Annotated in this window: 22 protein-coding genes; 18 read left to right on the top strand and 4 right to left on the bottom strand. The window is 40.5% G+C overall.

What is annotated here, in order from left to right:
• Positions 1-13 precede the first annotated feature (13 nt).
• The 10 genes from AC3WLU_RS01540 to AC3WLU_RS01495 all read left to right on the top strand — a co-directional run bounded on the left by AC3WLU_RS01540 (position 14) and on the right by AC3WLU_RS01495 (position 12,740).
• A complete protein-coding gene (locus tag AC3WLU_RS01540; protein ID WP_063576369.1) occupies positions 14-1,195 on the top strand; it encodes an ABC transporter substrate-binding protein in 1,182 nt (393 codons plus the stop codon).
• Positions 1,196-1,555: 360 nt separating this feature from the next.
• The gene (murQ, locus tag AC3WLU_RS01535; protein WP_492596656.1) at positions 1,556-2,515 is read left to right on the top strand and encodes an N-acetylmuramic acid 6-phosphate etherase; all 960 of its coding nucleotides are present in this window, start codon (positions 1,556-1,558) and stop codon (positions 2,513-2,515) included.
• A 10-nt stretch (positions 2,516-2,525) separates the two neighbouring features.
• Positions 2,526-3,383: a MurR/RpiR family transcriptional regulator gene (locus tag AC3WLU_RS01530; protein WP_098185305.1), complete on the top strand. Its 858-nt coding sequence runs from the start codon at positions 2,526-2,528 to the stop codon at positions 3,381-3,383.
• Between the two features lie 32 nt (positions 3,384-3,415).
• Positions 3,416-4,786 carry a PTS transporter subunit EIIC gene (locus AC3WLU_RS01525; RefSeq protein ID WP_413002818.1) on the top strand — a complete coding sequence of 457 codons (1,371 nt, stop codon included), beginning with the start codon at positions 3,416-3,418 and terminating at the stop codon, positions 4,784-4,786.
• Positions 4,783-5,793 (top strand): MupG family TIM beta-alpha barrel fold protein, encoded by a 1,011-nt coding sequence (locus AC3WLU_RS01520; RefSeq protein WP_413002820.1) that lies wholly within the window; start codon positions 4,783-4,785, stop codon positions 5,791-5,793. Before AC3WLU_RS01525 ends, AC3WLU_RS01520 begins: the two co-directional genes overlap by 4 nt.
• A gap of 202 nt (positions 5,794-5,995) precedes the next feature.
• Positions 5,996-7,936 (top strand): glycoside hydrolase family 3 protein, encoded by a 1,941-nt coding sequence (locus tag AC3WLU_RS01515; protein WP_492596655.1) that lies wholly within the window; start codon positions 5,996-5,998, stop codon positions 7,934-7,936.
• A 46-nt stretch (positions 7,937-7,982) separates the two neighbouring features.
• Positions 7,983-9,188 carry an exo-beta-N-acetylmuramidase NamZ family protein gene (locus tag AC3WLU_RS01510; protein WP_492596669.1) on the top strand — a complete coding sequence of 402 codons (1,206 nt, stop codon included), beginning with the start codon at positions 7,983-7,985 and terminating at the stop codon, positions 9,186-9,188.
• A 190-nt stretch (positions 9,189-9,378) separates the two neighbouring features.
• Entirely contained in the window at positions 9,379-10,854 is a 1,476-nt protein-coding gene (gene nagE / locus AC3WLU_RS01505; RefSeq protein WP_492596654.1) for an N-acetylglucosamine-specific PTS transporter subunit IIBC, read from the top strand.
• 368 nt (positions 10,855-11,222) lie between these two features.
• A complete protein-coding gene (locus tag AC3WLU_RS01500; RefSeq protein WP_145505793.1) occupies positions 11,223-11,651 on the top strand; it encodes a DUF1801 domain-containing protein in 429 nt (142 codons plus the stop codon).
• A gap of 45 nt (positions 11,652-11,696) precedes the next feature.
• Positions 11,697-12,740, top strand: coding sequence for an oxidoreductase (locus AC3WLU_RS01495; protein WP_098865616.1), 1,044 nt, complete (start codon positions 11,697-11,699; stop codon positions 12,738-12,740).
• 384 nt (positions 12,741-13,124) lie between these two features.
• Here AC3WLU_RS01495 and AC3WLU_RS01490 read toward each other — a convergent pair whose 3' ends face one another.
• Positions 13,125-14,312, bottom strand: a complete 1,188-nt coding sequence (locus AC3WLU_RS01490; RefSeq protein WP_057277784.1) for an MFS transporter — start codon at positions 14,310-14,312, stop codon at positions 13,125-13,127.
• A gap of 121 nt (positions 14,313-14,433) precedes the next feature.
• On the opposite strand from AC3WLU_RS01490, the gene AC3WLU_RS01485 reads away from it, so the two are divergent.
• Both AC3WLU_RS01485 and AC3WLU_RS01480 read left to right on the top strand, forming a co-directional pair.
• Complete coding sequence (locus tag AC3WLU_RS01485; RefSeq protein ID WP_057277783.1) at positions 14,434-14,880, top strand: MarR family winged helix-turn-helix transcriptional regulator; 447 nt, start codon at positions 14,434-14,436, stop codon at positions 14,878-14,880.
• Between the two features lie 304 nt (positions 14,881-15,184).
• Positions 15,185-16,774: a long-chain-fatty-acid--CoA ligase gene (locus AC3WLU_RS01480; protein ID WP_492596653.1), complete on the top strand. Its 1,590-nt coding sequence runs from the start codon at positions 15,185-15,187 to the stop codon at positions 16,772-16,774.
• A 165-nt stretch (positions 16,775-16,939) separates the two neighbouring features.
• Here AC3WLU_RS01480 and AC3WLU_RS01475 read toward each other — a convergent pair whose 3' ends face one another.
• Positions 16,940-17,443: a hypothetical protein gene (locus tag AC3WLU_RS01475; protein ID WP_492596652.1), complete on the bottom strand. Its 504-nt coding sequence runs from the start codon at positions 17,441-17,443 to the stop codon at positions 16,940-16,942.
• A gap of 759 nt (positions 17,444-18,202) precedes the next feature.
• On the opposite strand from AC3WLU_RS01475, the gene AC3WLU_RS01470 reads away from it, so the two are divergent.
• The 6 genes from AC3WLU_RS01470 to AC3WLU_RS01445 are packed head-to-tail and all read left to right on the top strand — an operon-like array spanning position 18,203 to position 24,271.
• Entirely contained in the window at positions 18,203-19,306 is a 1,104-nt protein-coding gene (locus AC3WLU_RS01470; protein WP_145505788.1) for an amidohydrolase/deacetylase family metallohydrolase, read from the top strand.
• Complete coding sequence (locus tag AC3WLU_RS01465) at positions 19,284-20,393, top strand: DgaE family pyridoxal phosphate-dependent ammonia lyase (protein ID WP_492596651.1); 1,110 nt, start codon at positions 19,284-19,286, stop codon at positions 20,391-20,393. The genes AC3WLU_RS01470 and AC3WLU_RS01465 overlap by 23 nt, the downstream gene beginning before the upstream one ends.
• Entirely contained in the window at positions 20,390-21,145 is a 756-nt protein-coding gene (gene dagF / locus AC3WLU_RS01460) for a 2-dehydro-3-deoxy-phosphogluconate aldolase (RefSeq protein WP_492596650.1), read from the top strand. Before AC3WLU_RS01465 ends, dagF begins: the two co-directional genes overlap by 4 nt.
• Positions 21,138-22,151 carry a sugar kinase gene (locus tag AC3WLU_RS01455; protein ID WP_492596649.1) on the top strand — a complete coding sequence of 338 codons (1,014 nt, stop codon included), beginning with the start codon at positions 21,138-21,140 and terminating at the stop codon, positions 22,149-22,151. Before dagF ends, AC3WLU_RS01455 begins: the two co-directional genes overlap by 8 nt.
• 15 nt (positions 22,152-22,166) lie before the next feature.
• Positions 22,167-22,889, top strand: coding sequence for a GntR family transcriptional regulator (locus AC3WLU_RS01450; protein WP_492596648.1), 723 nt, complete (start codon positions 22,167-22,169; stop codon positions 22,887-22,889).
• Between the two features lie 56 nt (positions 22,890-22,945).
• Positions 22,946-24,271: a GntT/GntP/DsdX family permease gene (locus tag AC3WLU_RS01445; protein ID WP_057277775.1), complete on the top strand. Its 1,326-nt coding sequence runs from the start codon at positions 22,946-22,948 to the stop codon at positions 24,269-24,271.
• A 212-nt stretch (positions 24,272-24,483) separates the two neighbouring features.
• On the opposite strand, the gene yppF is transcribed toward AC3WLU_RS01445, so the two are convergent.
• Both yppF and AC3WLU_RS01435 read right to left on the bottom strand, forming a co-directional pair.
• Positions 24,484-24,666, bottom strand: a complete 183-nt coding sequence (gene yppF, locus AC3WLU_RS01440; protein WP_055348417.1) for a YppF family protein — start codon at positions 24,664-24,666, stop codon at positions 24,484-24,486.
• Positions 24,667-24,919: 253 nt separating this feature from the next.
• A complete protein-coding gene (locus AC3WLU_RS01435) occupies positions 24,920-26,212 on the bottom strand; it encodes an MFS transporter (RefSeq protein ID WP_400449176.1) in 1,293 nt (430 codons plus the stop codon).
• Between the last annotated feature and the right edge of the window lie 788 nt (positions 26,213-27,000).

The following is a 27,000-nucleotide window of genomic DNA, read 5'->3' as shown; positions in this document are numbered from 1 at the left end:
ATGGGGGATTTTTATGAAAAAACTGAAAGTATTATTTGTCTTTCTCCTGCTAACCATCACTGTTTTGACCGGGTGCAATAAAGGGGATAGCCCTGTGTCCAGCAGTGGCAGTAAAGGAAAAAATGACAATGTCGTAAACATCGGTTTTAGCGGTCCTTTAAGCGGGGCAGCAGCGTTATATGGGAAACGGACATTGAATGGTGTCGAAATGGCCGTCAATGAAATTAATGATGCTGGTGGTTTTGAAGTAGATGGTAAGAAATACACGTTGAACTTAGTATCGTTGGACGATAAATACTTACCTAATGAAACAGGGTCGAATGCTAAACGTTTAATTCAGGAATATGATACGCCGATCATATTCACGCCTCACAGCGGAGGCGTGCTGGCACTTCAGGTTTTTAATGAACAAGAGGAATTCATCATTGGTGCATATACGAGTGAACCGGCAGTGACCGAGAGCGGAAATTCATTAACTGTTCGAATCCCACCGAATTACGAGGGGTATATCGAGCCTTTTACAACATATGCGATGGAACATTTCGGCAAGAAAATTGCCGCTTTGCCAACATCTTCACAATACGGTAAGGACTGGACGGAAGCCGTGCTCCCACATTGGAAAAAGCAAGGCGGAAAAGTCGTTTATAATTCTTCGATTGATTTCGCCAAAGAAACCGATTTCTTTACGATTGTCACAAATGCCTTGAAAAAAGATCCTGATGTGCTATTCATCGGTGGAGCTTCGGAACCTACGGCAAAAGTGGCAAAGCAAGCTCGGGAGCTGGGATTTAAAGGCGGTTTCATCATCATGGATCAAGCAAAGCTGGATCAAATGAAGCCGATTGCAGGTTCATATGAAACATTGGAAGGCTCGATTGGCGTTCTGCCATTGATGGACTCAGATGAAGAAGCAGTGCCTGCATTCGTCGAGAAATATCAAAAGAATTATAAGGAAGATCCAAGCTCCGAAGTAGGATTGAATTATATCGCGATGTATGCGTTTGTGGAAGCGATGAAATCAGCAGGCAGCGTTGATGATGCCAAGGCCATCCGTAAACATATGCAAGACGGGCTTTCAAATATAGGGCCAGATCAAAAAATTTACGATATTCCCTCGATAGATAAAAATGGAGGATTTGCATCAACTATTGTCGTCGGTGCAGTAGAAAACGGGAAAGTAGTCCCAATCCGTTAACTGGGTAAAGGAGTACAGGTGTACCGGGTCTGTAGTAGTATACTAGTTTAGCATTTTGCAAAATTGCGTGTATCGTTCCTAATAAGGTGACGGTACACGTTTTTTTTGTTGAGTAAATCCACACTAAAAATAGTAGGCTCCTTTGGGTAAATTAAGCCACTCTGAAAGGGATAGATGCAAGTCCGCCAGCATCGAGTTTTGAAGAACGGAGATTGCTGGTTAACAAATTTTACAAAAATATCTTGTCTCCGAGTAATGAAAACGCTATCATTGAATATAATATGAAATATAATTTCACTATTTTCTATTAAAAAATGAAATTATATTTAAGTGATTGTTTATAGGAGGATTTAATAGTCTATGGAAGAACATTTGCGTTCATTAACGACTGAATTACGGAACGAAAAGACGATGAATATCGACAGTGTTACTACAATGGACATCATTTCTGCAATCAATAAAGAAGATTTTAAAGTGGCAGCAGCAGTTCAGGAGGTATTGCCAGAGATTGAAACGGCAGTTGAATGGGCTTGCGAATCGTTAAAAAAAGGAGGGAGACTCATATACATCGGAGCAGGAACGAGCGGAAGGCTCGGAGTGCTGGATGCTGTGGAATGTCCCCCGACTTTCAGCACCCTATCAGGCGGAGTGCTGGATGCTGTGGAATGTCCCCCGACTTTCAGCACTCCGCCTGATAGGGTGCTGGGAATAATCGCAGGAGGGGAAAAGGCATTTGTTCGGGCTGTTGAAGGTGCAGAGGATAAAGAAGAGTTTGGGGAAAGTGACCTGATTGACGTGGCGCTTACAGCAAATGATACGGTTATTGGCATTGCGGCAAGCGGGCGCACTCCTTATGTGAAGGGTGCTTTGCGTTATGCAAGAAAGGTCGGGGCTAAAGCGGTCGCTTTATCCTGCAATAATAACTCGAGCATCACGAAAGAAGCTGATATAGGGATTGAAGTGGTGGTCGGGCCGGAAGTGTTAACAGGATCCACGAGAATGAAAGCGGCAACCGCACATAAAATGGTACTCAATATGATTTCAACGGCAACAATGATCCGATTGGGCAAAGTCTATGAAAATCTGATGGTCGATGTAAATGTCAGTAATCAAAAACTGAAGGATCGTGCAGTAAACATCATAGAAACAGTAACGAATGCTGATTATGATCAAGCTTTGAATACGCTTGAAAAGGCAAATAATCAAGTTAAGCCAGCGATTGTCATGATAAAAACGGCAACAGATTATGAAAAAGCTATGGAGTTACTGGAAAAAGCGGATGGAGATGTCAGAAAAGCCATCTCGATCTATGAAGATTAGGAGGGAAGCAATGGCTACAGGAGGATTATCCATCATACAGACGATGTTGAGCAAGCTGCCGCAATCAGAACAAAAACTAGCGGAATATATTCTGCAGAATCCTCATGAAGTTGTGAACAGCACTGTACAGGAATTAAGTACGTCTGCCCAAACAAGCGGGGCTGCTGTTATTAGGTTGTGTAAATCGCTTGGAATAAAAGGATATCAAGACCTGAAAATAAGGATTGCCGGAGATTTGATGAAGACGGTTGAACAGGGCTACCGGGATATCGAGCCTTCCGAATCACTGTACCGGATTGTGGAGAAAACAACGAGTAATTCGATTCAGACCATCCGGGACACATCTGAAATAATCGATCATGATAATCTAAAACATGCCATGACGCTGATGCTGAATGCAAAAACCGTCCACTTTTGCGGTGTGGGTGCTTCGAATATAGTTGCTGCGGATGCTCAGCAAAAATTACTTCGCATCAATAAAGGAGCAACGGCTTTTACAGATATGCATTTAGTTGCAACCCTGATTGCAAATGCTGATGAGAATGACATCGTTTTTGCCATTTCATTCTCTGGGGAAACACCTGAAGTTGTCAATATATTGAAGCTGGCAAAGGAACGTGGAGTCAAGACAATCGGGCTGACCCATTATGGCCAAACAACGGTATCTTCTTTGTGTGATGCCACATTGTTTACATCCTATTCGAATGAAGCACCATTTCGAAGTGCAGCAACATCCTCACGATTGGCGCAATTATATATGATTGACATTTTGTTTTTGGGGATGGCTTCAGAGCAGTATGAAGAAACTGTCCAATATATTGATAACACCAGGTCTGCCATTAAATCGATGACAGATCGATATAAATGATTAATCCGAGATTTGAAAAAGGGGGCTTATGAATGGGTAAGGGGGATAAGTACGCCAGTTTAGCAGAAGAGTTATTGGGGAAATTAGGTGGGGCATCTAATGTTGCCGATGCTGCACATTGTATGACGAGACTGAGGGTATTGCCAATCGATCGTTCGAAAGTAAAAATGGAAGATATAAAAAATACGGAAGGCGTTTTTGGCGTCATTGAAGAGGAAACGATACAAATCGTTCTCGGGCCAGGCGTGGTGAACAAGGTTCATACAGAATTTGAAAAGCATCTGGGGGAAGCTTCTGGAGATTTGAACTTAAAAGAAGTGGCCTCGAAGAATAAATCAGAGATTGATAGGAAAAACGCAAAACCGTTTAGACTTTTTTTACGCAGGATTGCAAGTATTTTCATCCCTTTAATTCCCGCCTTAGTGGCATCAGGTTTGATTACCGGTATTACAAAGGCAATCGTTCAAGCGGGCTGGCTCGCAGCAGAATCACAATTAGCCATCATTTTAACCGTTATCGGATCCGGTCTGTTTGCCTACTTGGGGATTTTGGTAGGGACCAATGCTGCAAAAGAATACGGCGGATCACCTGCACTTGGTGCCCTTGCTGGTATCTTGGTCATAAATCCGGCCGTCGGCGACATTTCATTGTTCGGTGAAAATTTGCTCCCTGGCCGCGGTGGGTTGATCGGAGTACTCTTTGCAGCTATTTTCATAGCCTTGGTGGAAAAACAGGTCAGGAAATTCATTCCTCAATCACTGGATATCATTTTGACGCCAACCATCGCTTTACTCATTACCGGGATTGTCACTTACATTGTATTTATGCCGGTAGGAGGGTTTTTATCGGATGCCATTACGAATGGGTTATTGAATGTATTGGATTTCGGCGGTGTTGTAGCTGGATTCGTGCTTGGGGCGGCCTTCCTCCCTCTCGTCATTACTGGTTTACATCAAGGTTTAACGCCTGTCCATCTAGAATTGATAAATTCGATTGGTGATGATCCACTGCTTCCTATTTTGGCGATGGGTGGCGCGGGCCAAGTGGGAGCGGCATTTGCCATCTATATGAAAACGAAGAAAGCAAGTTTGAAGAGGGCTATCGGAGGAGGGCTTCCTTCAGGAATGCTAGGTATTGGTGAACCCCTTATATTTGGAGTGACCCTGCCATTGGGCCGGCCCTTCTTAACTGCATGTTTAGGTGCAGGAGTAGGCGGAGCATTCCAAGCTCAATTCGGGATCGCCACGTCTTCCATCGGAGTTTCCGGACTGCCGCTTACCTTTCTAGTTCATCCAAACCAAATCGCCCTGTTCCTTGCTGGGTTGTTCATTTCCTATATAGCAGGGTTTATTTTTACGTATCTGTTCGGATTTAAAGATGAAATGGCGGTTGAATTTAAGTGATCGGAATTTCTTTTTATCTACAGGACCCGCTTGCAGAAACACAAATTATACATGCTGCTAACCTGGGAGTGAAGAGAGCATTTACCTCGCTCCATATTCCTGAAGAAAAGGGGGACCTCGTGAAGAGGATGATCAGGCTTTTAAAGCTTGCAGAGGACTATGGAATGGAAATCCATGCAGATGTCTCATTAAATACGCTTGATCATTTGGGGATTAACAAATTTACGGATTTATGGCCATTAGGTATTAAAGGGATTCGCCTTGATGATGAGTTCGATAAAGAAACGATCATATCTTTATCTAAGGTGTTTTCACTCTCACTAAATGCAAGTACGTTGAATGAGGATGAACTTTTAGCCGTGCTTGGGGGCGGAGTGGAACCGGAAAGTCTCATAGCTTGGCACAACTTTTATCCAAGGCCTGAAACGGGCCTTGAAGAAGAGTTCTTTCATGAACAAAATAGAATGTTCAAGAAATACGGCATACCGATCTTTGCTTTCATCCCGGGTGCAGGAAGTAAACGCGGTCCTCTTCATGAGGGTCTTCCAACGCTTGAAAAACACAGGTTGATGAATCCTTACGCCGCCGGAATTGAGCTGATCCAGCATGTGGAAGGAGTTTACGTTGGAGATCAGGGAACGGAGGGTAATTTGCTTGAGAATCTAACTGCGTATGAAAATCTGAACATTCTAACTATTAGAATGGAATCCCGACTTTTGCAAAGCGGTCAGTATAAATTGAGGCCAGATGTTTCTCAAGATGTTTTCCGGCTGCAGAATACCCGTGTCACCGCAAATGTTGAGCCGAGTAATACAGCTGCACGAAGCCTTGGATCCATAACGATGGACAATGATGCTTATGGAAGGTATCGGGGAGAGGTTCAGATTTGCAAAAGAGACCTAGGGGCAGACCACCGAGTCAACGTTATAGGAAGAGTTATAGAAGAAGATATTCCCTTGCTGTCCCTTCTAAAGCCTGGTCAAACAATAAAACTTATAATTGAGTAAACAATTGGACTCAAAGAATCCAGGGATAAATGGATACATTTCATGAAGGCTTTTTAAAGAGGCGGCTGCTGAGATTCCCGATGCTGCCTTGATTTCTTTATAGGATATCTATAGTTCATTTCCATTCATTTTTACCCCTTCATGGCAGTGGTTTGGAATTGTTGCTAACAGAACTAAAAAGAATACAAGGGAGGAAGCCTGAATGATAAAAAGGATATGTGCCCCAGCTGGAATCGCATTATGTTTGGTTTTGTCCATTATGGGAGGGAATGCGACGGCAAAGGGATACGAGAATGAAAAAACGGTTTCAGATATACAGGAAATCGTAGAAAACATGACAATCGATGAAAAAGTCGGTCAAATGCTCATGCCGGATTTTCGTAATTGGCAAAAACAAGGAGAAACAAAGGCGACCGGATTTATTGAAATGAACTCGGAAGTTGCAAGCATCATCGAAAAATATCATCTGGGCGGTGTGATTCTGTTTGCTGAGAATGTAGTCGATACCGAACAAACGGTTCGGCTCACCGATGGTTTACAGATGGCAAGCCCGGACCTTCCGCTGTTCATAACGATTGATCAGGAAGGTGGAATCGTAACTCGCCTTCAAACTGGAACGAACCTTCCTGGTAATATGGCACTTGGTGCAGCCAGACAAGAGAGTTACGCATATCAATCCGGAGAAATTATTGGCAAGGAACTGTCGTCACTTGGCATAAATGTCAATTTCGGACCGTCTGTCGATGTCAATAATAATCCCGGAAATCCTGTTATTGGCGTTCGATCCTTCAGTTCCGATCCGGAACTTGTATCAAAGCTTGGCATTCAGATGATAAAAGGATTGCAAAATCAGAACATGATAGCGACGACCAAGCATTTCCCTGGCCATGGAGATACAGCAGTCGACAGTCATTATGGTCTTCCCCTTGTTTCTCATGATAAAGAGCGTTTGCGCTCCATCGAGCTGCTTCCTTTCCAAAGAGCCATCGATGCTGGAGTTGATATGATGATGACTGCACATGTTCAATTTCCTGCATTCGATGACACTACCTATATCAGTAAAAAAGACGGTCAAGAAATTATGGTTCCTGCAACGCTGTCACAAAAGGTCATCACGGGTCTATTACGTGAAGAAATGGGATTTGACGGTGTTGTGGTTACAGATGCTTTGAATATGAAAGCCATCGCGGACAACTTCGGACAGGAAGAAGCTGTGGTCCTTGCCCTGAAATCTGGTGTTGATATTGCTTTGATGCCGGCACAGGTTAATTCGCTTCAAATGGAAAAGAATCTAACCTCTGTATTCAATGCAGTGAAGGTAGCAGTGGCAAGCGGGGAAATTCCTCTAAATCAAGTCAATCAATCTGTAACGAGGATACTTGAACTAAAAGTGAAAAGAGGGATATTAAACCCGGAAGATACTCCGATAGATAAAAAAATCGAAACCGCGCTTCAAGTGGTCGGTAAGGAAGATCATTTGAAAAAAGAAAGGGAAATGGCGGAAGATGCCATCACTCTATTGAAAAATAAACACAAAACATTGCCTTTCAAACCTAAGAAAAATGATAAAGTTTTAATTCTTGCTCCTTTTGATGACCAAGTTGAATCCATGTCCAGGAGCATCAGCGAATTAGCTGATAAAAAGAAAATAAAGAAAGTCCAAATAACGGGTATGAGTTTTTCAGGAAAGTCATTTACAGATCAAGTGGCCAGACTCATTGATGAATCGGATTTTGTCATAACTGGTTCCTATATTGTCAAAAACGATCCGGCTGTCAATGATGGAGTGATAGATGACAGCATTCAAGATTCGTCGAAGTGGGCAACAGCCTTCCCTAGAGCGGTCATGAATCATGCCAAGAAAAAAGACAAAGAATTTGTTTTAATGAGTTTAAGAAACCCTTATGATGTTGCAAACTTTGAAGAAGCAAAGGCGATTCTTGCTGTTTACGGGTTTAAAGGGTATTCGAATGGGCGTTATAGACAGCCGAATATCCCGGCAGGCATCTCGACCATTTTTGGAGAATCAAGACCAAAAGGCACGTTGCCGGTCGATATACCTTCAGTAACTAAGCCCTCTGAAAGCCTTTATAAATATGGATATGGATTAGATATTAAATCTGGAAGACCCATTAAAAATTAAGGAGAGAAGCAATTTGAAAAGAATGATAATCCTATTTGCCATTTGCATGCTTTGTTTCGGCATCGTTTCCTCAAAAAGTGTAACTGCTGTTAAAGAGAAGAAAAAACAAAAGGTCAGTCCTGGTATTGAAGTTCTTTTAAAAGAAGAAAAGAACGTTTTAAGCGGAAAGAAAGTCGGCTTGATTACGAATCCAACTGGCATCGACTCTAAATTAACCAGCATCGTCGATCTCCTTCATGATGATCCGGATATTCATTTAACGGCTTTATTTGGTCCTGAACATGGAGTGCGTGGAGATGCGCAAGCTGGTGCAAGCGTTGAATATTATATTGATGAAAAAACAGGATTGCCCGTTTATAGTTTATATGGTAAAACGAAAAAACCGACACCTGAAATGTTAAAGGATGTTGAGGTCCTTGTTTTTGATATCCAGGATGTCGGAACACGCTATTACACTTATATCTACACGATGGCTTATGCAATGGAAGCATCCAAAGAAAATGATATCCCCTTTATCGTGCTGGATCGGCCGAACCCACAAGGCGGAGAGTCGGTAGATGGGCCGGTCCTTGAACCTGAATTCTCATCGTTTGTTGGGTTGTATCCAATCCCGCTTAAGCATGGGATGACGGTTGGGGAACTCGCGACTTTGTTCAATAAGGAATTTAAAATTGGAGCAGATCTCAAGGTCATCAAGATGAAAGGCTGGAAGCGAGATATGGATTATGACGATACTGGTCTCCCTTTTGTCTTGCCGTCACCGAATATGCCGGCAGTTTCCACTACTTTCGTATATCCGGCTACAGGCTTGATCGAGGGAACGAATGTCTCGGAAGGCAGAGGAACGACCAAACCATTCGAGTTGATAGGTGCTCCTTATATAAACGGTGATGAGCTTGCTGGGGAATTAAATGCATTAAGGTTACCCGGTGTAAAATTCAGGGCAGCGTCCTTTACACCTACATTTTCAAAACATGCAGGTAAACTTAGCCACGGAGTGGAAATTTATATAACGGATAGAGAAGAGTTCAAGGCTGTCCCTACTGGACTTCACATCATCAAGACCATTCAGGATCTATATCCCGATGATTTCGAATTCCTTGCAGCCAACAATTTCAATTTATTGATTGGCAATGGCTGGATAATGTCTAGAATTAAAGAAGGTTCAACAGTAAATGAAATCTTGAAAGAATATCAAGTAAAGCAGGATGCCTTTAAAAAGGTTCGCAAAAATTACTTGCTCTATAAATAAGTGAAAAAAGAAAAGTCCGGGTTGGACTTTTCTTTTTTTATGGGCTTTCGAAGGAGGAGTAAATCGCTAAGACTTTATTCCTGAATATAGTCAAATTTATAAATGAAATGAAGTTCTAAAATGGAAGGAACCGTTGTCTAATAGAATATGGGGTTTGCCCTAAATCAGTAATTGTCAGGAGGAAAGCGGAATGAAAAAATATCTTCAAAAAATAGGGCGTTCCTTGATGCTGCCAGTAGCCGTATTGCCGGCAGCCGCCATTTTAATGGGGATCGGTTACTGGATAGATCCAGCAGGATGGGGAGCGGGAAGTCCGTTAGCGGCTTTCTTAATCAAAGCAGGTTCTTCGATCATTGACAATATGGCTATCTTGTTTGCCGTTGGTGTGGCGTTGGGGATGTCGAAAGGAAAAGATGGAGCTGCCGCTTTGAGCGGGCTGGTAGCCTATCTAGTCGTAACGACATTGCTTTCCACGGACTCGGTGGCGATGCTGCAAGGAATCGATGTAAAAGATGTAAATCCAGCGTTTCTGAAAATAGAAAATGCATTTGTCGGAATCCTCTCGGGTCTTATAGCGGCAGCTATGTTTAATCGGTTCAGTAAGGTAGAACTGCCGGATGCATTCGCTTTCTTTAGCGGTAAACGCCTTGTTCCGATCCTTACTGCGGTTGCCATGTTACTGGTTTCCCTAATATTATTCTTCGTATGGCCACTCATCTACTCCTGGTTAGTTATATTTGGGGAAGGAATAAGTGAATTAGGTGCCGCTGGAGCAGGACTCTATGGGTTCTTCAATCGGCTTTTGATACCAACTGGTTTACATCATGCGTTAAACTCCGTATTCTGGTTCGATGTAATCGGTCTTAACGATATCGGTAAATTCTGGGCTGGAACGGGAATAAAAGGAACCACAGGCATGTATCAAGCCGGCTTCTTTCCCGTCATGATGTTCGGTTTACCGGCAGCGGCTCTTGCCATGTACCATTCGGCAAAATCACGGAAGAAAAAACAAGTGGCCTCATTAATGCTCGCAGCTGGCTTCGCTTCATTTTTCACAGGCGTTACTGAACCTTTGGAATTTGCTTTCATGTTTGTTGCACCAGCCCTATTCGTTGTGCATGCCTTATTAACAGGAATATCGTTGGCTATTGCTGCGACTTTCCAATGGACAGCAGGGTTCGGTTTTAGTGCAGGATTCATTGACTTTGTTTTAAGCTCAAGATTGCCAATGGCAAATGAACCTTATATGCTGCTTCTTCAAGGACTGGCTTTTGCAGTCATCTACTATTTCTTATTCCGATTCTTGATAACTAGGTTCAATTTAATGACTCCCGGCAGAGAAGATGATACAGAAGATGAGCTTGATGGCGGAGGAGCGATTGCGGTAGCAGACAGCGGTCAAGGCGGGAATAATGAGAGTAAATTCTTTGGAATGGCTTCCGCTATATATGAGGGATTAGGCGGAGACGCTAACGTAACATCTGTAGATAATTGTGTTACCCGATTAAGGGTGGAAGTGGAAAATATGGGAGCTGTCGATCAGAATAAAATCAAATCAGCAGGGGTTGCCGGAATCAATATTGTGGGTCCCCAAAGCATTCAAGTCATCGTAGGGACACAGGTGCAATTCATAGCTGATGAAATAGATAAGATCAGGCGGCAATAGATCTGGTAAAACTGCAGTTTGCCTTTTAATAAAAAAATCTACGATCAGAATAATAATTTCTGATCGTAGAGATTATTATGGTAAAGTACTGATTTTTAAAGCGCGAAAGATTTACTTAATAAACTTGCTCTTAAAATAGAATAAAACGAATCAATGTTCTATAATATATTAGGGTATTGAATGAAGGATTTGCCATGAAGCATAGAGAAATAGTAAAGGAGCTCGTCCGCCAATCATTGATACATCGGTGATGAAGGCTGTATACATACATAACAACCTAAAAACACGATTGTATAGGGTATTAAGATACAGAGCAAGCGATATCTTATGAATTTTTTCTGCCTTTTAATATAAGGGAGGTTCCGGTCATGTATAAACAAAAAACCAATGAGACGGACAGTAGTGTCATTGAGTTCATCGAAAACGTCGATAATCCGAAAAAACGTGAAGATGCCTACGAATTGTTGAATGTTTTTACCGAAACGACAGGTTATGAGGCAAAGATGTGGGGACCTAGCATAATTGGGTTCGGAACCTATCATTATAAATATGAATCCGGTCACGAAGGCGATGCCCCACTGGTAGGCTTTTCACCTCGAAAAGCAAAAATCAGTTTATACTTTGCTCCAGGGGACAAAAAAAGAGAAGAATTGTTACAGGTATTTGGAAAACACACTTCCGGAAAAGCGTGTGTGTACATCAATAAAGTGGCAGATATCAATATTAATGTATTGAAAGAATTGATTAATCAATCTGTCAAGTTTTTGAGAGATACATACCCGGACAATGAAATATAATAAAATGTTTGTTTAAGAGGAACAAGAAAGCGAGTGGGATTGAAAATGAGAAAAATTAAAGTGGGCATAGTTGGGTACGGATTGTCAGGAGCTACTTTCCACGCGCCATTACTTAGTGTTTTAGAGCAGTTTCAAATAGTGAAAGTTGTGAGCTCCAATAAGGAAAAAGTCCAAAAAGATTTGAAAGATGTGGAAGTGGTAGGCAGCTTAGAGGAAATTCTTGAAGACCCGTCCATTGATTTGGCTGTTATTACGACACCGAGTGGTTTGCATTATGAAATGGCCAAGCAAAGCTTGTTAGCCGGGAAGCATGTCATTCTCGAAAAGCCGATGGTTGTGGAAGCTTGGGAGGCGGAGGAGCTCATCAAGATTGCCGAGGAAAAGAATCTTGTTTTAAGTGTCTATCATAACCGGAGATGGGATAATGACTTTTTGACTGTGAAAAAACTTATGGATGATGGAGTGCTTGGGGAAATCAATACATACCAAGTCCATTATGATCGATACCGGCCTGTGGTCAGGGATAGATGGAGGGAAAAACCGGGCCCGGGATCAGGCATGCTTTATGATCTAGGATCACATCTCATCGATCAAGCACTTCATTTGTTTGGATTGCCGCAATTCGTTTCGGCAGATGTATTTTCCCAAAAAGAAAATGCAGAAACGGATGATTATTTCCATGTGATATTAGGATATGAAAAGCTGAGGGTTATCTTGCATTCAGGCTCAATCGTTCCGTATAATGGACCGCGGTATCAGGTGCATGGAAGTAAAGGATCATTTATCAAATACGGTCTTGATTGCCAAGAGGCTGACTTAAGTGAGGGGAAAAAACCAGTCGATGACTCTTGGGGTGCAGATGATCCCGAATTTTATGGTAAGCTGGTTACGGTAGAAGGAGAAAATGAGATACATGAAACCATTGAAACACTGCATGGTTCTTATTTAACGTATTACCAGGCAGTTGCCGATAGTATATTGAGCGGGAAAAAAGCTCCAGTCACTGCCCAAGAGGGGTTAACGGTCATTAAAATCATTGATGCGGCTTTTGAAAGCAGTAAAGGAAAGAAAGCCATTTATATTAAATGAAATTAATTTCCCTTTATAACAATATGAAATGAGAAAACTGAATGATAAGCGGCCTTATTCCAAAAATAAGGTCGCTTTTTATTTTGGTGAGATAAAAGCTTCAACTTAAGGAAAGAATGGAGCAAATACTTGTAAATTGTAGAGGATGCGCATGAGTTGTAAGCTGTTTACTCGTGAATTCGAGTGTTACGCAAAAATATGAGAAGTTACCGTATGAAATTGGAGCTAGTTCTCAAGAGATTGAAGTGTTACTCGATATTAAACTGTTTTAGAGGATTTCAATTAAAAGAAGAATGGATAAAAAAATCATAATGAAAACCCCCGGATAGCGGATGCTACTCGGGGGATTCGTTAAGGAATAAATTTTGAAATGCCATTTAAGCTCTAAGATAAGGCCTTTGCATGAAGAGATCGCTTTTGCCAAGCCATAGTAATCATTAAAGTAATGAATAAGAGGATAAGACCCAACATGAACGGATAGGTAATGTGGACATCATACATCATTCCCGCAAGTGTTGGTCCAAGCACATTTCCGATGCTCATATACGCATTATTCATACCCATTGCAAAACCTTGCTCATTCCCTGCCATCTTGGAAATCAGTGTGTTAAGAACTGGACGTAAGATGGAAGTGGAAAGGAAGATGATAAGTGAAATCAAAAAGAAAATCAGGTAATTTGATGCAAAAAGTGATAGGAGGAAACCGATGGCTGCAACACTGATAAAGATATTCAGCACATTCACTTCCCCGAAACGCTGTACGATCCGATCGACGACAAACAATTGAACTATTACACTGACGATACCGGTGGCTGTAACCATGACGGCGATGTCCTTAGGAGTCGAATTGAATTGATTATCAAGATAAAGACCAATTACAGATTCATACGCCATTAAGCCAAAGCTCATTACAAGCGTAATGATGAGTGGGATGAAATAAGGCTTTTTCACGGATAAAGTGATCTTCCGAAGCATCGTTTCAGTTTTTGCATCCATGGATTGAGTAACCTGTGCCGTTTCGCTTTCTTTTAAAACAAAAATCGAAAATACGACTGCTGATAGGGATACAAGCGCAGAAATCAAAAAGGGAAACTTCAAGCCAAAGTCAGCTAAAAAACCTCCAATTCCTGGACCGACTACAATTCCCAGGGACATGGCGGCAGATACTAAACTATTGCCTTTAGCGCGTTGATCAAATGTGGTGATATCGGCAACATAAGCAAAAATTGCGGGTATAAGCAAAGCTGCTCCGATTCCGCCAATGATCCGTGAAGCATATAATAACCAAATGGAATTGACTGCATAAAAAATGAACATGGATAATGTCAAACCGACCAATCCATAAATAATCATTTTTCTGCGCCCGAATTGGTCAGTCCATTTTCCGGCAATTGGCGAAAAGATAAGTTGTGCACCTGCGAAAATGGCAATCATTAGGCCAGCGGCGGTTCCGCCTTGATTAATGGAGGCCAGGTATGCTGGTAAAATGGGGATGATGATCCCGAAACTTCCTATTGCTATAAACATATTGATCATGAGGATAATGATCTTTTTGCGTTGTTCTGCTGACATGGACAGCCTCTCTCTCTCTTTAAAAATCAATAACCAATTTAATTCGCATGGTTAATTTTTTGATACGTTAATTATGTTATAGTTTTAGATAGATAGTGTCAATAAGAAAGGATTGTCAAACATGCATTCAAGTGAATTGTATAATTTACATCTAGAGATCAGGGAATTAAGCAGCCTATCACAGGAATTGGTGGAACCGTTACTGGTTAAATATGATTTAACTACTGTGCAGTATCGCGCATTGCAATTAATAGTCTTGAATGAATCCATAGCGGTTAAAGATGTTTCGAATCATTTGAAGATTAAACCTGCAGCAGGAACTGCACTAATTGATCGGCTTGAACGGAAGAAGTTGATTGAGAGGGTACACAGTGAGGATGATCGGCGGGTCGTTTTTATCCAATCCACCGAAAGTGGAAGGAGTACCTATCATTCCATCAATAAGTGTTTTACCAAAACCTTTCGTGATTTTTATAGCGTCCTGAATGAAGAGGAAACGGAACGACTCAAACAAATCGTTGGGAAACTTACCGAACATCTGTCGGCATGCATAGATAATAAAATATAATTTTCCTGACGTGTATAGTTTCCATTATAATAGAAAGAAGAAGCACTATATTCTTAAAGCAGTGAATTTCACTGTTTTTAGGAGATTAATTATCAGAATAATTAAAAAAATTCGGATGTTTCATTTCCTTGAGTAAAGCGGATAGGTCATTCAAAAATCTTTAAATGGAAATCCATTAAAGAAGATATGACGGCTGGAAAATGAATATGTATTAAAAGGATACGAAGTTTTTTCTCAGGATCCATCATGACGAACCAAGCAGGGTGCTGTATATAGTGAATCTGGAAAGAAGGAGATGGTAAAAATGTTTTTCCCTTTAACCCCAATTGATTGGAAGCGCAGGGCCGTAAAATATTATCCTCATAAAGTAGCAGTCATCGATGAAGAGAAAAAGTTTACATATAAGGAATTCGGGCAGCGAACAGATCAACTTTCCAAAGCTTTGTATTCTTCGGGAATTGAAAAAGGTGACCATATTGCAGTTATGTTGCCAAATACGCATTATATGTTGGAATGTTTTTATGGCATTTGTCAAATGGGAGCGGTAATGGTCCCTTTGAATTACAGGCTTGCTGCAGAGGATTTGGAATATATCATCAAGCATAGCGATTCAAAAATGTTGATAGTCGATGAAGAATTCACCGCTCCAGTCGAAAAGATCATTACTAAACTTTCCTTGGAAAAGATCATCATCGTGCCTTTTGAAGGATATGAAACAACTTTACCTGGAATAGATTATGAGAATTTCATTTTGCATGCAAATGATGATGGACTGCCAGAGGTTAAAATCGAAGAAAATCAACTTTTGACTATAAATTACACGAGTGGAACGACTTCAAAACCAAAAGGGGTCATGTTAACTCATCGCGGGAATTACATGAACGCCGCTAATTTCATTTTTCACCTAGGGGTGAAGCATGACGATGTATACTTACATACATTGCCAATGTTTCACGCTAATGGCTGGGGAGGGGTATGGTCGGTAACGGCTACTGGCGGGACTCATGTTTGTTTAAGGAAAGTCGATCCCCCTCTTATCCTCAAATTATTCGCCCGTCATAATATTACATTGTTATGTGGAGCGCCTACTGTCGTAAATATGCTGGTAAATGACCCTAAAGCAAAAGAAACAAATATCAAAGTGCATCCAAGGATGGCAACGGCAGGTGCTCCTCCAGCAGCAGCGCTTATACAAAAGGCACAAGATATCCTTGGTTTGAATATGATCCACGTATATGGATTAACAGAAACTTCCCCATTCATCCTATATAACGAGTGGAAGGATGAGTTTGAAGCTAAATCGGCGGACGAACAAGCAATAATAAAGGCAAGACAAGGGATTGAATTGGTTTTCAATGGGGAAACGATGGTAGTCAATAAAGAAGGGAAAGAAGTCGCTTGGGATGGAAAGGAACTGGGGGAAATCATTACTCGCGGCAATGTTGTAATGGAAGGATATTATAAGGATCCGGAAAAGACGGCCGAAGCAATTAGGGATGGCTGGTTTCATACCGGGGATCTGGCAGTTACCTATCCTGATGGATATATTGAGATACAAGACAGGGCTAAGGATTTAATCATTTCCGGCGGGGAAAATATTTCTTCAACAGAGGTAGAAGGGGTATTGTATAAACATCCAGATGTTTTGGAGGCTGCGGTCATTGCCATTCCAGACGATAAATGGGGAGAAACGCCTAAGGCAATCATTGTGCTGCAGCCAAATGCAAAAGTGACGGAAAATGAGATCATTACCTTTTGCCGCTCAAAAATGGCTCACTTTAAAGCACCGACAAAAGTTGAATTCGTAGAGTCTTTACCGAAAACGGCAACAGGTAAGCTACAAAAATACCGATTGAGGGAAATCCATTGGAAAGGATCGAAAAAGGTAAATTAACGGCTTTCATAGGAACGGGATATATATTAAGTGAATGTCATGAAAAGGAAAAACGAATGAAGTACGGAAATTAACAAGACCAAGAATGCTTTTAAATAAGCATTCTTGGTTTTTATATTATGGAAAGCAACATTCCACTGTAATATTAGGAGCAGGAAGGATTAATTAACGAGGGCTTCTAAATGAAAGATTTGACTTAGTGTAATATATATACGTTATTTTAGATAAACTTGGTTTTTTACCACTAGCATAGACAGATACATGATAAGCGTGTTTTCCGGAATAATATGCTGCTATTAAACTATTAGGACTGCCAGCAAGTGCTGATGCCAGTGCAGTAACTACTCCTGCTGGTGCGGTTGAGCCACCTGCAAACACAAGAGTACTTACGATGCTTAACCATGTTGTTCCCTTTTGATGAGCCTTTACCATCTTTCCTAATTGGGTATTTGTTAGTTTAGCCTGATGAGCAATAGGTTTGCTCATTTCAATGATGCTTGCTGTTGGTTGTGTTTGTATAACATCATCACTAATTAATTTGACTTCCACAATGGGGTTGACTGTTGATGAAGGTATTGTTTCATTTTTCTCTTCGGCCAATGTATTGGGGACATGTGAAAATACTAATAAACTGATTATTAGTATTGAAAATAAGGACTTTTTCTTCATTTTTAATACACTACCTTATATTTTTTTGAAAATTTGGTATAATTTCATACTATATAACTATATGCAGGGGGTCAAAATAAATATGGAAACTAAGGAAAAAAGTTTTAAAACAGTAATAATTGTACTTATTTCTATATGTCTAGGTTTTATAATCAGGATGTCCTCAGTAATAATAGCCGATCGAAATTTATTTTCTATGTACAATATAGACCTATTCATTTTATTTATAGCGATAATTGGATTAATTATATGGTTGAATAAAAAGAAAAAAAGGATCTAATTCTTCTGTTTGAAGACAAAAGGGGTTCTATAGCGAGTGTCTTGGAGGAACCGTTCAAACCCTTTAAACCCATTAGTCTTTATTCTGATTTAGAGTAAGTTTTTTAATAAAAGCATTATTTCCGGGATAATTAGAGTAGAAACTTTCATCAATGGATTTTGTGAATTCGTAAAAAAAAGGCGGGAAGAAAAACAGATTGTTTTTCTTCCCGCCTTTTTTTCATGGGTAGCATGAAAAATTTAAAAAAACCTAATGAGATTATATTATATGAAGAAACTAAGAAGCACAAAGAAAAAATAGCCTTGATCTTATAAAAATTCTGTAAATTTAAATTAAACATTATAACGTAATATTGATTAGTTCGACAAAATATGATAATCTATTTTTGTAAAGAGAAATTAATGAATTCTTATACAATTCAGTGTAACCGTATACAAAGTACTTTCAATCGATAGGATGTACCGAAAAGGATGAGGGAAATGACAGATACGTTAGTTCTGAAGAATGTAAAAATGGTAGAGGGAAAAGCAGCGGATATCATCCTGGAAAATGGGATGATTAAGGAAATTGCACGACCCGGAACTGCAACAGGAGATAAGATAATAGATTATGATCAAAAGGTTTTTGTTTCGAGCGGTTGGATTGATATGCATGTACATGCTTTCCCGGAATTCGATCCTTATGGTGATGAGGTTGATGAGATTGGATATAAAACTGGTGTAACAACGGTCATAGATGCGGGAAGCACGGGGGCAGATAGGATAACCGATCTGGTTAGAAGTTGTGAAAATTCCAAAACGAATGTTTTCGCCTTTCTGAATATTTCGCGTATTGGATTGAAAAGGGTTGATGAGTTATCGGATATTTCATGGCTGGACGAAGGGGAATTAATGAAGGCAATTTCCAAGTACGGGGATTTTGTTGTTGGACTTAAAGCGAGAATAAGTAAAAGTGTAGTTGGTCCAAATGGTGTCGAGCCATTAAAAATCGCTAGGAAGTTCTCGGCTGAAACGGGTTTACCATTAATGGTTCATATCGGTTCAGGGCCGCCTGATATTAAGGAAGTCCTTCAATTACTTGAGAAAAAGGACATTATTACTCATTTTCTAAATGGTAAAGCGAATAATCTATTTGATGAAAGAGAAGAGCCGCTGCCTGAGTTGATTAAGGCGATTGAACGTGGTGTACATTTGGATGTAGGTCATGGAACGGCAAGCTTTTCTTTTAAAACTGCAGAAATGGCTAAAAAGCGGGGAATAGGCTTCAATACGATCAGTACGGATATATATCGGAAAAATAGAGAGAATGGGCCAGTTTTTAATATGGCAAATGTGCTTACAAAATTTTTGTACCTCGGTTATCCATTAAAAGAAGTAATAGATGCGGTTACGGTCAATGCAGCAGCCTGGTTGAATAAACCAGAGCTTGGAAGGGTTTCAGCTGGGGATATTGCGAACCTGACTTTATTCTCGATCGAGAATGAGCCGACCCTTTTATTGGATTCAGAAGGCGAAAAAAGGATGGCAGAAAAAAGAGTTGTTGTAAAAGGAGTGGTTATAAATGGAGAATTCATTGAATGCTAAATACGGTTTGAAAAGAGTCATCAATGCAAGCGGAAGAATGAGCATATTGGGAGTCTCTGCCCCAACTGACACAGTGATGGACGCGATGAAAAAAGGTGGGCAAAATTATGTTGAAATTTCTGATTTAGTCGATAAGTCAGGCCAGCATATAGCGAATTTGCTTCATTCTGAAGCAGCGGTGGTCGTAAACTCAGCATCAAGCGGAATTGCGCTTTCAGTAGCGGCAATCGTTACTGAAGGAAACAGAAGGAAAAGCGAAAGGATTCATCAAGATCGTATTCAAAAGAATGAAATCATCATGCTGAAAGGCCATAACGTTCAGTATGGTGCACCGGTTGAAACCATGATTTATCTTGGCGGCGGAAAATTGGTTGAAGTTGGATATGCAAATGAAGGGAAAGCAGAACATATTGCGGAGGCCATAAATGAAAATACTTCCGCTATTTTATATGTGAAATCGCATCATGCTGTCCAGAAAAATATGATATCGGTCGAAGAGGCATGGGAAGTGGCCAAAACGAATAATATCCCTCTGATTGTCGATGCAGCTGCGGAAGAGGATTTGGAAAAATATGTACAATTCTCCGACCTGGCGATTTATAGTGGTTCAAAAGCCATTGAAGGACCCACATCCGGTATCGTTGCTGGCAGAAAAAAATATATCGAATGGGTAAAGGTTCAATTGCACTGTATAGGAAGGAGCATGAAGGTTGGAAAGGAAACGACCTTTGGTCTGCTTCAGGCATTGGATGAGTATTTTGTCAAGACGGATAATAGCGAAAAAGAAAAAGCTAGTTTACAAGTTCTCACATCACTTGACTCGATTGATGGCGTAAAAGTAACGATAGTTCAGGATGAAGCCGGACGTGCCATATATAGAGCACGTATTTCCATAAATCCTTTGATAACGGAAACGACGGCGAAAGAAGTGAACGAGCAGCTCAAAAATGGGGATATCGCCATTTATACACGGGATTATGGGATACGGCAAGGCTTTTTCGATATAGATCCGCGTCCATTGCAAGGTGATGATATAAATGTTATTGAATCACGATTAAGAACCATATTAGGAGGAAAACAAGGATGACAAACATAAACAAACGGTTATTGAATGATCGTGTAGCCCTAAATGTACTTGCAAATAGTGTGGAAAATGCAGTGGAAGTCTTTGAAGCAGCTGAAGGACATGTATTGGTTGGTGTACTCTCCAAGGATTATCCAACTGTTGAAGCAGGTGTTACAGCAATGAAAGAATACGGTGAAGCCATTGATGAAGCCGTTTCAATTGGATTGGGCGCAGGCGATAATAGACAGGCTGCAGTTGTCGCAGAAATAGCAAAATACTATCCAGGCAGTCATATTAACCAGGTTTTTCCGGCTGTTGGTGCTACGAGGGCCAATTTAGGCGAGAAGGATAGCTGGATAAATTCACTTGTTTCTCCAACTGGGAAAGTCGGTTATGTGAATATCTCCACTGGTCCAGTAAGTGCAGGCGCAAGTGAAACTGCCATTGTGCCAATCAAAGCTGCCATTGCGCTCGTTCGCGATATGGGCGGAAATGCTTTGAAATATTTCCCTATGAAAGGGCTGAAGCATGAAGATGAATATCGTGCTGTAGCAAAAGCTTGTGGTGAAGAGGGATTTGCTTTGGAACCAACAGGTGGAATCGACTTAAATAATTTCGAGACCATATTAGAAGTTGCATTAGAAGCAAAAGTGCCTAAAGTCATTCCCCACGTATATTCTTCCATCATTGATGAAGCGACTGGTAAAACGAATGGGGAGGATGTACGGAAATTATTGGCCATGACGAAAAAATTGGTTGAAAAATATGCCTAAAAGGATTGTGGCATTCGGGGAAGTAATGATGCGTTTGCAGGTACCAGGGCATGAATTGCTATCACAGGCTAACACGCTGCAATACTCCTTTTCAGGCACGGGAGTAAATGTGGCTTCTGCGATGACAAAACTTGGACATGATGGGTATCTTGTGACAATGTTACCGGATAACCCCCTTGGTGATTCAGCAATTTCAGCTTTGCAGCGCTTAGGTATCGGCAGGAACTACATCTCTAGAGGCGGCAAATACATGGGGATGTACTTTTTGGAAAATGGATTTGGACAGCGGGCGAGCCGTGTCACATATTCCAATCGACTGGAAAGCAGTTTTAATACTGCCACCTTATCCGATTATGATATGGATATGATTTCGGAAAAGACGGATATCATCCATTTTTGCGGAATCACGCTTGCAATGGCGGAAAATGTACGGGAAAGCATGAAGGTGCTGGCTAGAAAAGTCAAAGAAAAGGGCGGTACAGTCTGTTTCGACTGCAATTACCGACCTTCCTTATGGGAGGGTGGTTACGCTGACGCAAAGCCTCATTATGAGGAAATGCTTTCTTTGGCTGATATCGTCATGATGAATGAAAAAGACGCCCTTTATATTTTAGGAATGAAGTCAGAAGGCTCCACAAGGGAAGAACAGCTTGTTGAGTTGATCCCTGAAGTGGCCAAGCGATTCAAAATTCAATCGATAGCGGGGACACACCGTTCGATCAACAGTGATAATAGCCATACTTTGAGGGGGTATATATACAAAGAAGAAACATTTTACTTTTCCGATATCCTATCATTTTCCGTATATGATAGAATAGGTTCAGGCGACGCTTACACCAGCGGAATCTTACATGGCGAATTGCTAGGATATTCCCCTGAAAATACAGTGCGATTTGCTGCTGTATCAGGAATGCTGGCATGTACTGTCGTTGGAGATACTCCTTTGGCAACCGAAAAGGAGATACTCTCGGCAATGGAAGGTAAAATGGAAGATATTAAAAGATAAGGCAGGAGATTAGGAATGAATGTGAACAGGAAAAATGGACCGATGTATTTACAGATAAAAGAAATATTAAAGGATCGTATTTTACATGGGGTTTATGCCATCGACACAAACATTCCCTCCGAGCCTCTTTTGGAAGAAGAATTTAACGTAAGTAAGGTTACTGTCCGTAATGCAATCAAAGAACTCGTGCAAGAGGGGTATGTTGAAAAGAAAAGCGGCAAAGGCACTAGAGTCATAGCTAATGGTTCGATTGTCAAACTTTCCAAAGGGAAACGTTTCACAGAGCTGTTGGTGGAGGAAGGGCACTCCATTTTAAAAAAGGTGTTAAACATAAGTCAGATTGACCTTTCTTCAGACTCTAAGCTGCATTCTTTATTTGGTGCCCGTTGCATAAGTATCGAACGGATATATTTATTGGACAATGAACCTTATATTTACTTTACACATTATATTTCACTTGATTTAAACCAAGAGGAGATAAAAGAGGTCCAAATCAATTCTTTGTACCGCTTTTTGGAAGAGCAAAACGTCAAACTTGAAACATTCAGAGATGAGTTTGCCGTTGCTATCGCTCCGGATCACATTTGCGAAACACTGAAAATCGAAAAAAATAGTCCAGTACTAAAGAGGATTAGGATTTCCAGTGATGGGGACGGAAATGTTACGGAATACAGTGAAGGATATTACAACACGGCTAAACAGAACTACATTGTGACATATAACGAGCCAATACAATAATCCCATTTATTGTATTGGTTTGAATGTAAGCGATTTCTTGGGAATGGGGAGAATATATGGAACTATATTTATTAGGAATCACGCTGATAGCAATCGTAATCGTCATTTTGGGTGTATCATTGTGGAAATGGCATGCGTTCATCAGCCTGACTGTTGCCAGTTTATTTTTAGCGATTTTTTCCGGACTGCCAATGGACAAGATCGTTGGAGCTTATGAAACGGGTGTCGGAGCGGTCCTTGGGCACCTTATTGGAATATTGGCATTAGGGACCATCCTAGGAAAGATGATGTCCGACTCTGGAGCTGGAATGCAGGTTGCTGACTTTTTCATTAAAAAATTCGGTGTGAAAAACCTGCCATGGGCCATGCTTTTATCTGGTTTCATCATCGGCATTCCGGTATTTTTCGAGGTTGGTTTAGTAATATTGCTTCCTTTGGTCATTTCCATTCGTAAATCAACCAAAGTGAACATCTTGTTAATTGGCATTCCAGTACTTGCTGGTTTATCGATCGTACATGGGCTGGTGCCTCCGCATCCTGGAGCCATGACAGCTATTGGAATTTATAATGCTAACATGGGGCAGGTACTTCTGTACTCCTTGATCATCGCATTCCCGACAGCTGTAATTGCGGGACCGCTATTCGCAAAATGGATTCATAAACGGGTTATTCCTGTTGGAGAACCGGAATTAATCCGTGTCGAAACAAAGTCAAGTGGATTACCCGGCACTGGAGTATCGTTCTTCATCATCCTTTTGCCAGTATTGTTGATGGTTTTAACGGTAGTTGCGCCTTATCTGCCGCTACCGGGTTCGATTGAAAAATTCTTATTGTTTATCGGAAGTCCAGTGATCGCCCTATTAATCTCCTGTTTTGCAGCTTACTATTTCTTGGGCTACAGACAGGGAATGGACAAATCACTAATTAAAAAGTTGACGGAAGAATGCTTATTGCCATTAGCATCCATAATTCTAATTATCGGTGCTGGCGGAGGGTTCAAGCAAATTTTAATTGATAGTGGCGTAGGGACTGCAATCGCTTCCATGTCTGAAGAAATTTCTTTATCACCGATCGTTCTTGCATTCCTTGTGGCCGGATTGATTCGGATTGCCACAGGTTCTGCAACCGTCGCTTTGACCACGGCAGCAGGGATCGTTTCACCGGTCGTTGCCAATATGACGGGTGTAAATCTAGAATTGCTCGTAATTGCCACGGGAGCAGGCTCACTCATGTTCTCCCATGTTAATGACGCCGGTTTCTGGTTAGTAAAAGAATACATGGGACTAACCGTTAAAGAAACTTTCAAAACTTGGACAGTGATGGAAACATTACTTTCCTTCGTTGCATTCGGTTTGGTTTTAATTTTCGATATATTCATTTAATTAAAATGAAATTCTGCAATGTCTGATTAAGTAACATTTACCTCCGTGAACTGTCTTGGGGTGACAGATCACGGAGGCTTTTATTTATTTATGAACATACTGGGGGGGAGAAATGACCGGCTGTATTTTTATGGATTGGTCGTTGCGGAATAAAACAGAAACAAAATTCATCCACAATTGGAAGTAGTTAATCTAGTGACAAGGGTGTAGCTTCATCCAGGAGACGTTTGTTTGGCTCCTCGAAGATATAAGTCCTGACAGAGACTTCTATATTGCAAGATTGACAGCTTCCCGTTTACATATTCATTCTGAATATAGTCCAATAAATCATTGGCATGGTTAGGTTTTTGACGTTTTTCCTGAATATAATGGAGAATTAAAACTTCTATATTCACACACTCACCTTACTTGACAAGTATTTTTTTCCATAAATAATATAACATGGGCATTCAAAAAAATATCATTTTTTGAATATTTTAACTATCGACATATTTATACAAATAAAGGAGTGATTCGGAGTAACCGGTGGGAATTTTATCGGGAAATCCAAAAAATGAGCGATGTTATTTCGACTTACTTTTAAGTCGGCACAAGAAAAACCCCTGATAATTCAAGGGTTGGAGGTATAAAACTGATTTTACAAGGACTTCATGCTTGTATCTTTTGTACATGTATAGGTGATAAGCGCAGTTCTGCGGATTCTCTCTTAATGGAGAATAAATAAGCTGCCAAACCTAAGAGGGCTGTAAAAATCAGCATGGCGATCGATGAACTGAAGTCCCCGCCAGACAAGTCACGAAGCCATCCCATGATATAGCTCGAAAAGCCGCCCATGATATTCGTGAATCCAATTAGACCTGCGGCTCGTCCTGCCGTTTCAGGTGTTGAGTATTTTACCATGAGCATATTGCTTAAGTGGAACACACCGCCTTGACATCCCATTGCCAGTCCCATACATAGTCCGGCCAAAATAGGGTTGGGGATGAAGACTGCTACAGTCAAAAAGACAGCCGTCAATGAAAATAGAATCGTGGCCATCAAACTTGGACGTCTGGTTTTGTCAGCCAGAAAACCGCATGCCAAGACAAATCCTAAAGCGAATAGCCAGGAAAGTGAAGTAATGCTCGACATTCCTTCCTTTTCAAACCCTTTTGCTTCAATGAGATATGTAGGAAGCCAAATGCTGATTCCGAAAAATAAGAAGGAGCATACGAGCATACCGAACCAAACGATCCAGAAACGATAATCTTGGGCGAAACTCTTTTTGTTCTCGGAATGGGCAGTTTCTTTTATTTCATCATCCGTTTGGCGAATGAATGCCAATTCATCTTTACTTATACGGGGGTGTTCTTCTGGTGTATTCCTCGTCATTAAGATGAACATCGGGATATTTATAAATAAGTTGAAAGCTGCAAGCATAAAGAAAGCTGCTTGCCAGTGAAGTAAAGATATCACAAGCACCAAAACAACGGCTCCCATTGCCGGTCCTAAATAGTTTCCGGTAAGCCAAGATGCCTGGGCCCTCCCCAGTTCGCGTTTATTAAACCAGTTAGAAATGAGCTTTCCGGAAACCGGAATCATCATCCCTTCACCAAAACCAAGAATGATCCTGCTAATTAAAAATATTTCATATGAATTTGCCAGTCCTGACATAATCATCGTGATTGTCCAAACGAATAAACCGGCGATGGCTGTTCTTCGGGCACCCAATTTATCAATGATGAAGCCCCAAAAAAGATTTGAAACTCCATAAGCAATGGTGAATACAAAAGATAGAAGACCGATCTTTGCATTTTTGTCAGCACCTGTAATACCGAGTGCATGCAAGAATTCTGGATCTGTTTGAATGATGGAAATGCCAACCTTATCAATTTGTCCGAAAAACCAAAAGAAAAAAATTGGTACGGCAATATACAACCATCTTTTTTGCCCATTTAACATAATACCATCTCCCTATCGCTTTTTAACATTCCTTAAAACGCTTACATTTGAGAATAAGTGTTTTAAAGTTATCCCTTTAGAAAGGTACTAGTTTGTTTTGATTTTTCCCGCCTTTCTTTAAAATTTTGATAGAAAAAAGAAACAGATGTGTTTTGTAAGGAAAACAAAGTTTTACTTTCTTAACGATAAATTAAAATAATTTGATTGTCAATTTAATATTTTGACTATTTTATATTTTTAGATTATAAGCGCTTTCAGTTATAAATCGAACTTTGTTTCATCCTATTGAGTAGATGGGAGCTCTATCAACCAGGACTTTAAATGGAAGTAATACTGATTCTTTGTGTCCAAAAAACAAATTATTTACAAATTATTAAAAATTCTGACTTGTTGATATTGAATTTAAAATCAGGAAAATCTATAATTCATTTATATTGTTTTGTATATGAAATGCTTAATACGGAAAATTTCGCGATTTGACAGAGAATATCGATGTATGAAAATTCTTTATTTGTTTTTACTGCTGTAATTGGTTATATTTGGTCATATAACAACGAGCTTTTCTATTGAAACGTCAATTATGCTAGGCCTTCCAAATAGTTTTATATATGTAAATATGCTTTAATTGACACATAAACACTATTCTATTTATACATGAAGAGTTAAGGATTGTAAGGTAGTAATGGTTGCCAATTTGCGGTACTGATTCTTTAACAGGAATAGGGATAATGAATAGCGCTCGAAGACACCAGCTCGGTTAAAAGTTCCCGGCTTTTACTAGCCGTTTT

The sequence above is a fragment of the Peribacillus sp. FW305-BF15 genome, assembly GCF_058783805.1.
The sequence above is the reverse complement of the archived record's forward strand: the minus strand, read 5'-3'. Positions and strand labels throughout refer to the sequence as shown.

Coding starts and splice junctions, on each gene's coding strand:
- AC3WLU_RS01540 (WP_063576369.1), top strand. CDS start 14: ATGAAAAAACTGAAAGTATTATTTGTCTTTCTCCTGCTAACCATCACT.
- murQ (WP_492596656.1), top strand. CDS start 1,556: ATGGAAGAACATTTGCGTTCATTAACGACTGAATTACGGAACGAAAAG.
- AC3WLU_RS01530 (WP_098185305.1), top strand. CDS start 2,526: ATGGCTACAGGAGGATTATCCATCATACAGACGATGTTGAGCAAGCTG.
- AC3WLU_RS01525 (WP_413002818.1), top strand. CDS start 3,416: ATGGGTAAGGGGGATAAGTACGCCAGTTTAGCAGAAGAGTTATTGGGG.
- AC3WLU_RS01515 (WP_492596655.1), top strand. CDS start 5,996: ATGATAAAAAGGATATGTGCCCCAGCTGGAATCGCATTATGTTTGGTT.
- AC3WLU_RS01510 (WP_492596669.1), top strand. CDS start 7,983: ATGCTTTGTTTCGGCATCGTTTCCTCAAAAAGTGTAACTGCTGTTAAA.
- nagE (WP_492596654.1), top strand. CDS start 9,379: ATGAAAAAATATCTTCAAAAAATAGGGCGTTCCTTGATGCTGCCAGTA.
- AC3WLU_RS01500 (WP_145505793.1), top strand. CDS start 11,223: ATGTATAAACAAAAAACCAATGAGACGGACAGTAGTGTCATTGAGTTC.
- AC3WLU_RS01495 (WP_098865616.1), top strand. CDS start 11,697: ATGAGAAAAATTAAAGTGGGCATAGTTGGGTACGGATTGTCAGGAGCT.
- AC3WLU_RS01490 (WP_057277784.1), bottom strand. CDS start 14,312: ATGTCAGCAGAACAACGCAAAAAGATCATTATCCTCATGATCAATATG.
- AC3WLU_RS01485 (WP_057277783.1), top strand. CDS start 14,434: ATGCATTCAAGTGAATTGTATAATTTACATCTAGAGATCAGGGAATTA.
- AC3WLU_RS01480 (WP_492596653.1), top strand. CDS start 15,185: ATGTTTTTCCCTTTAACCCCAATTGATTGGAAGCGCAGGGCCGTAAAA.
- AC3WLU_RS01475 (WP_492596652.1), bottom strand. CDS start 17,443: ATGAAGAAAAAGTCCTTATTTTCAATACTAATAATCAGTTTATTAGTA.
- AC3WLU_RS01470 (WP_145505788.1), top strand. CDS start 18,203: ATGACAGATACGTTAGTTCTGAAGAATGTAAAAATGGTAGAGGGAAAA.
- AC3WLU_RS01465 (WP_492596651.1), top strand. CDS start 19,284: ATGGAGAATTCATTGAATGCTAAATACGGTTTGAAAAGAGTCATCAAT.
- dagF (WP_492596650.1), top strand. CDS start 20,390: ATGACAAACATAAACAAACGGTTATTGAATGATCGTGTAGCCCTAAAT.
- AC3WLU_RS01455 (WP_492596649.1), top strand. CDS start 21,138: ATGCCTAAAAGGATTGTGGCATTCGGGGAAGTAATGATGCGTTTGCAG.
- AC3WLU_RS01450 (WP_492596648.1), top strand. CDS start 22,167: ATGAATGTGAACAGGAAAAATGGACCGATGTATTTACAGATAAAAGAA.
- AC3WLU_RS01445 (WP_057277775.1), top strand. CDS start 22,946: ATGGAACTATATTTATTAGGAATCACGCTGATAGCAATCGTAATCGTC.
- AC3WLU_RS01435 (WP_400449176.1), bottom strand. CDS start 26,212: ATGTTAAATGGGCAAAAAAGATGGTTGTATATTGCCGTACCAATTTTT.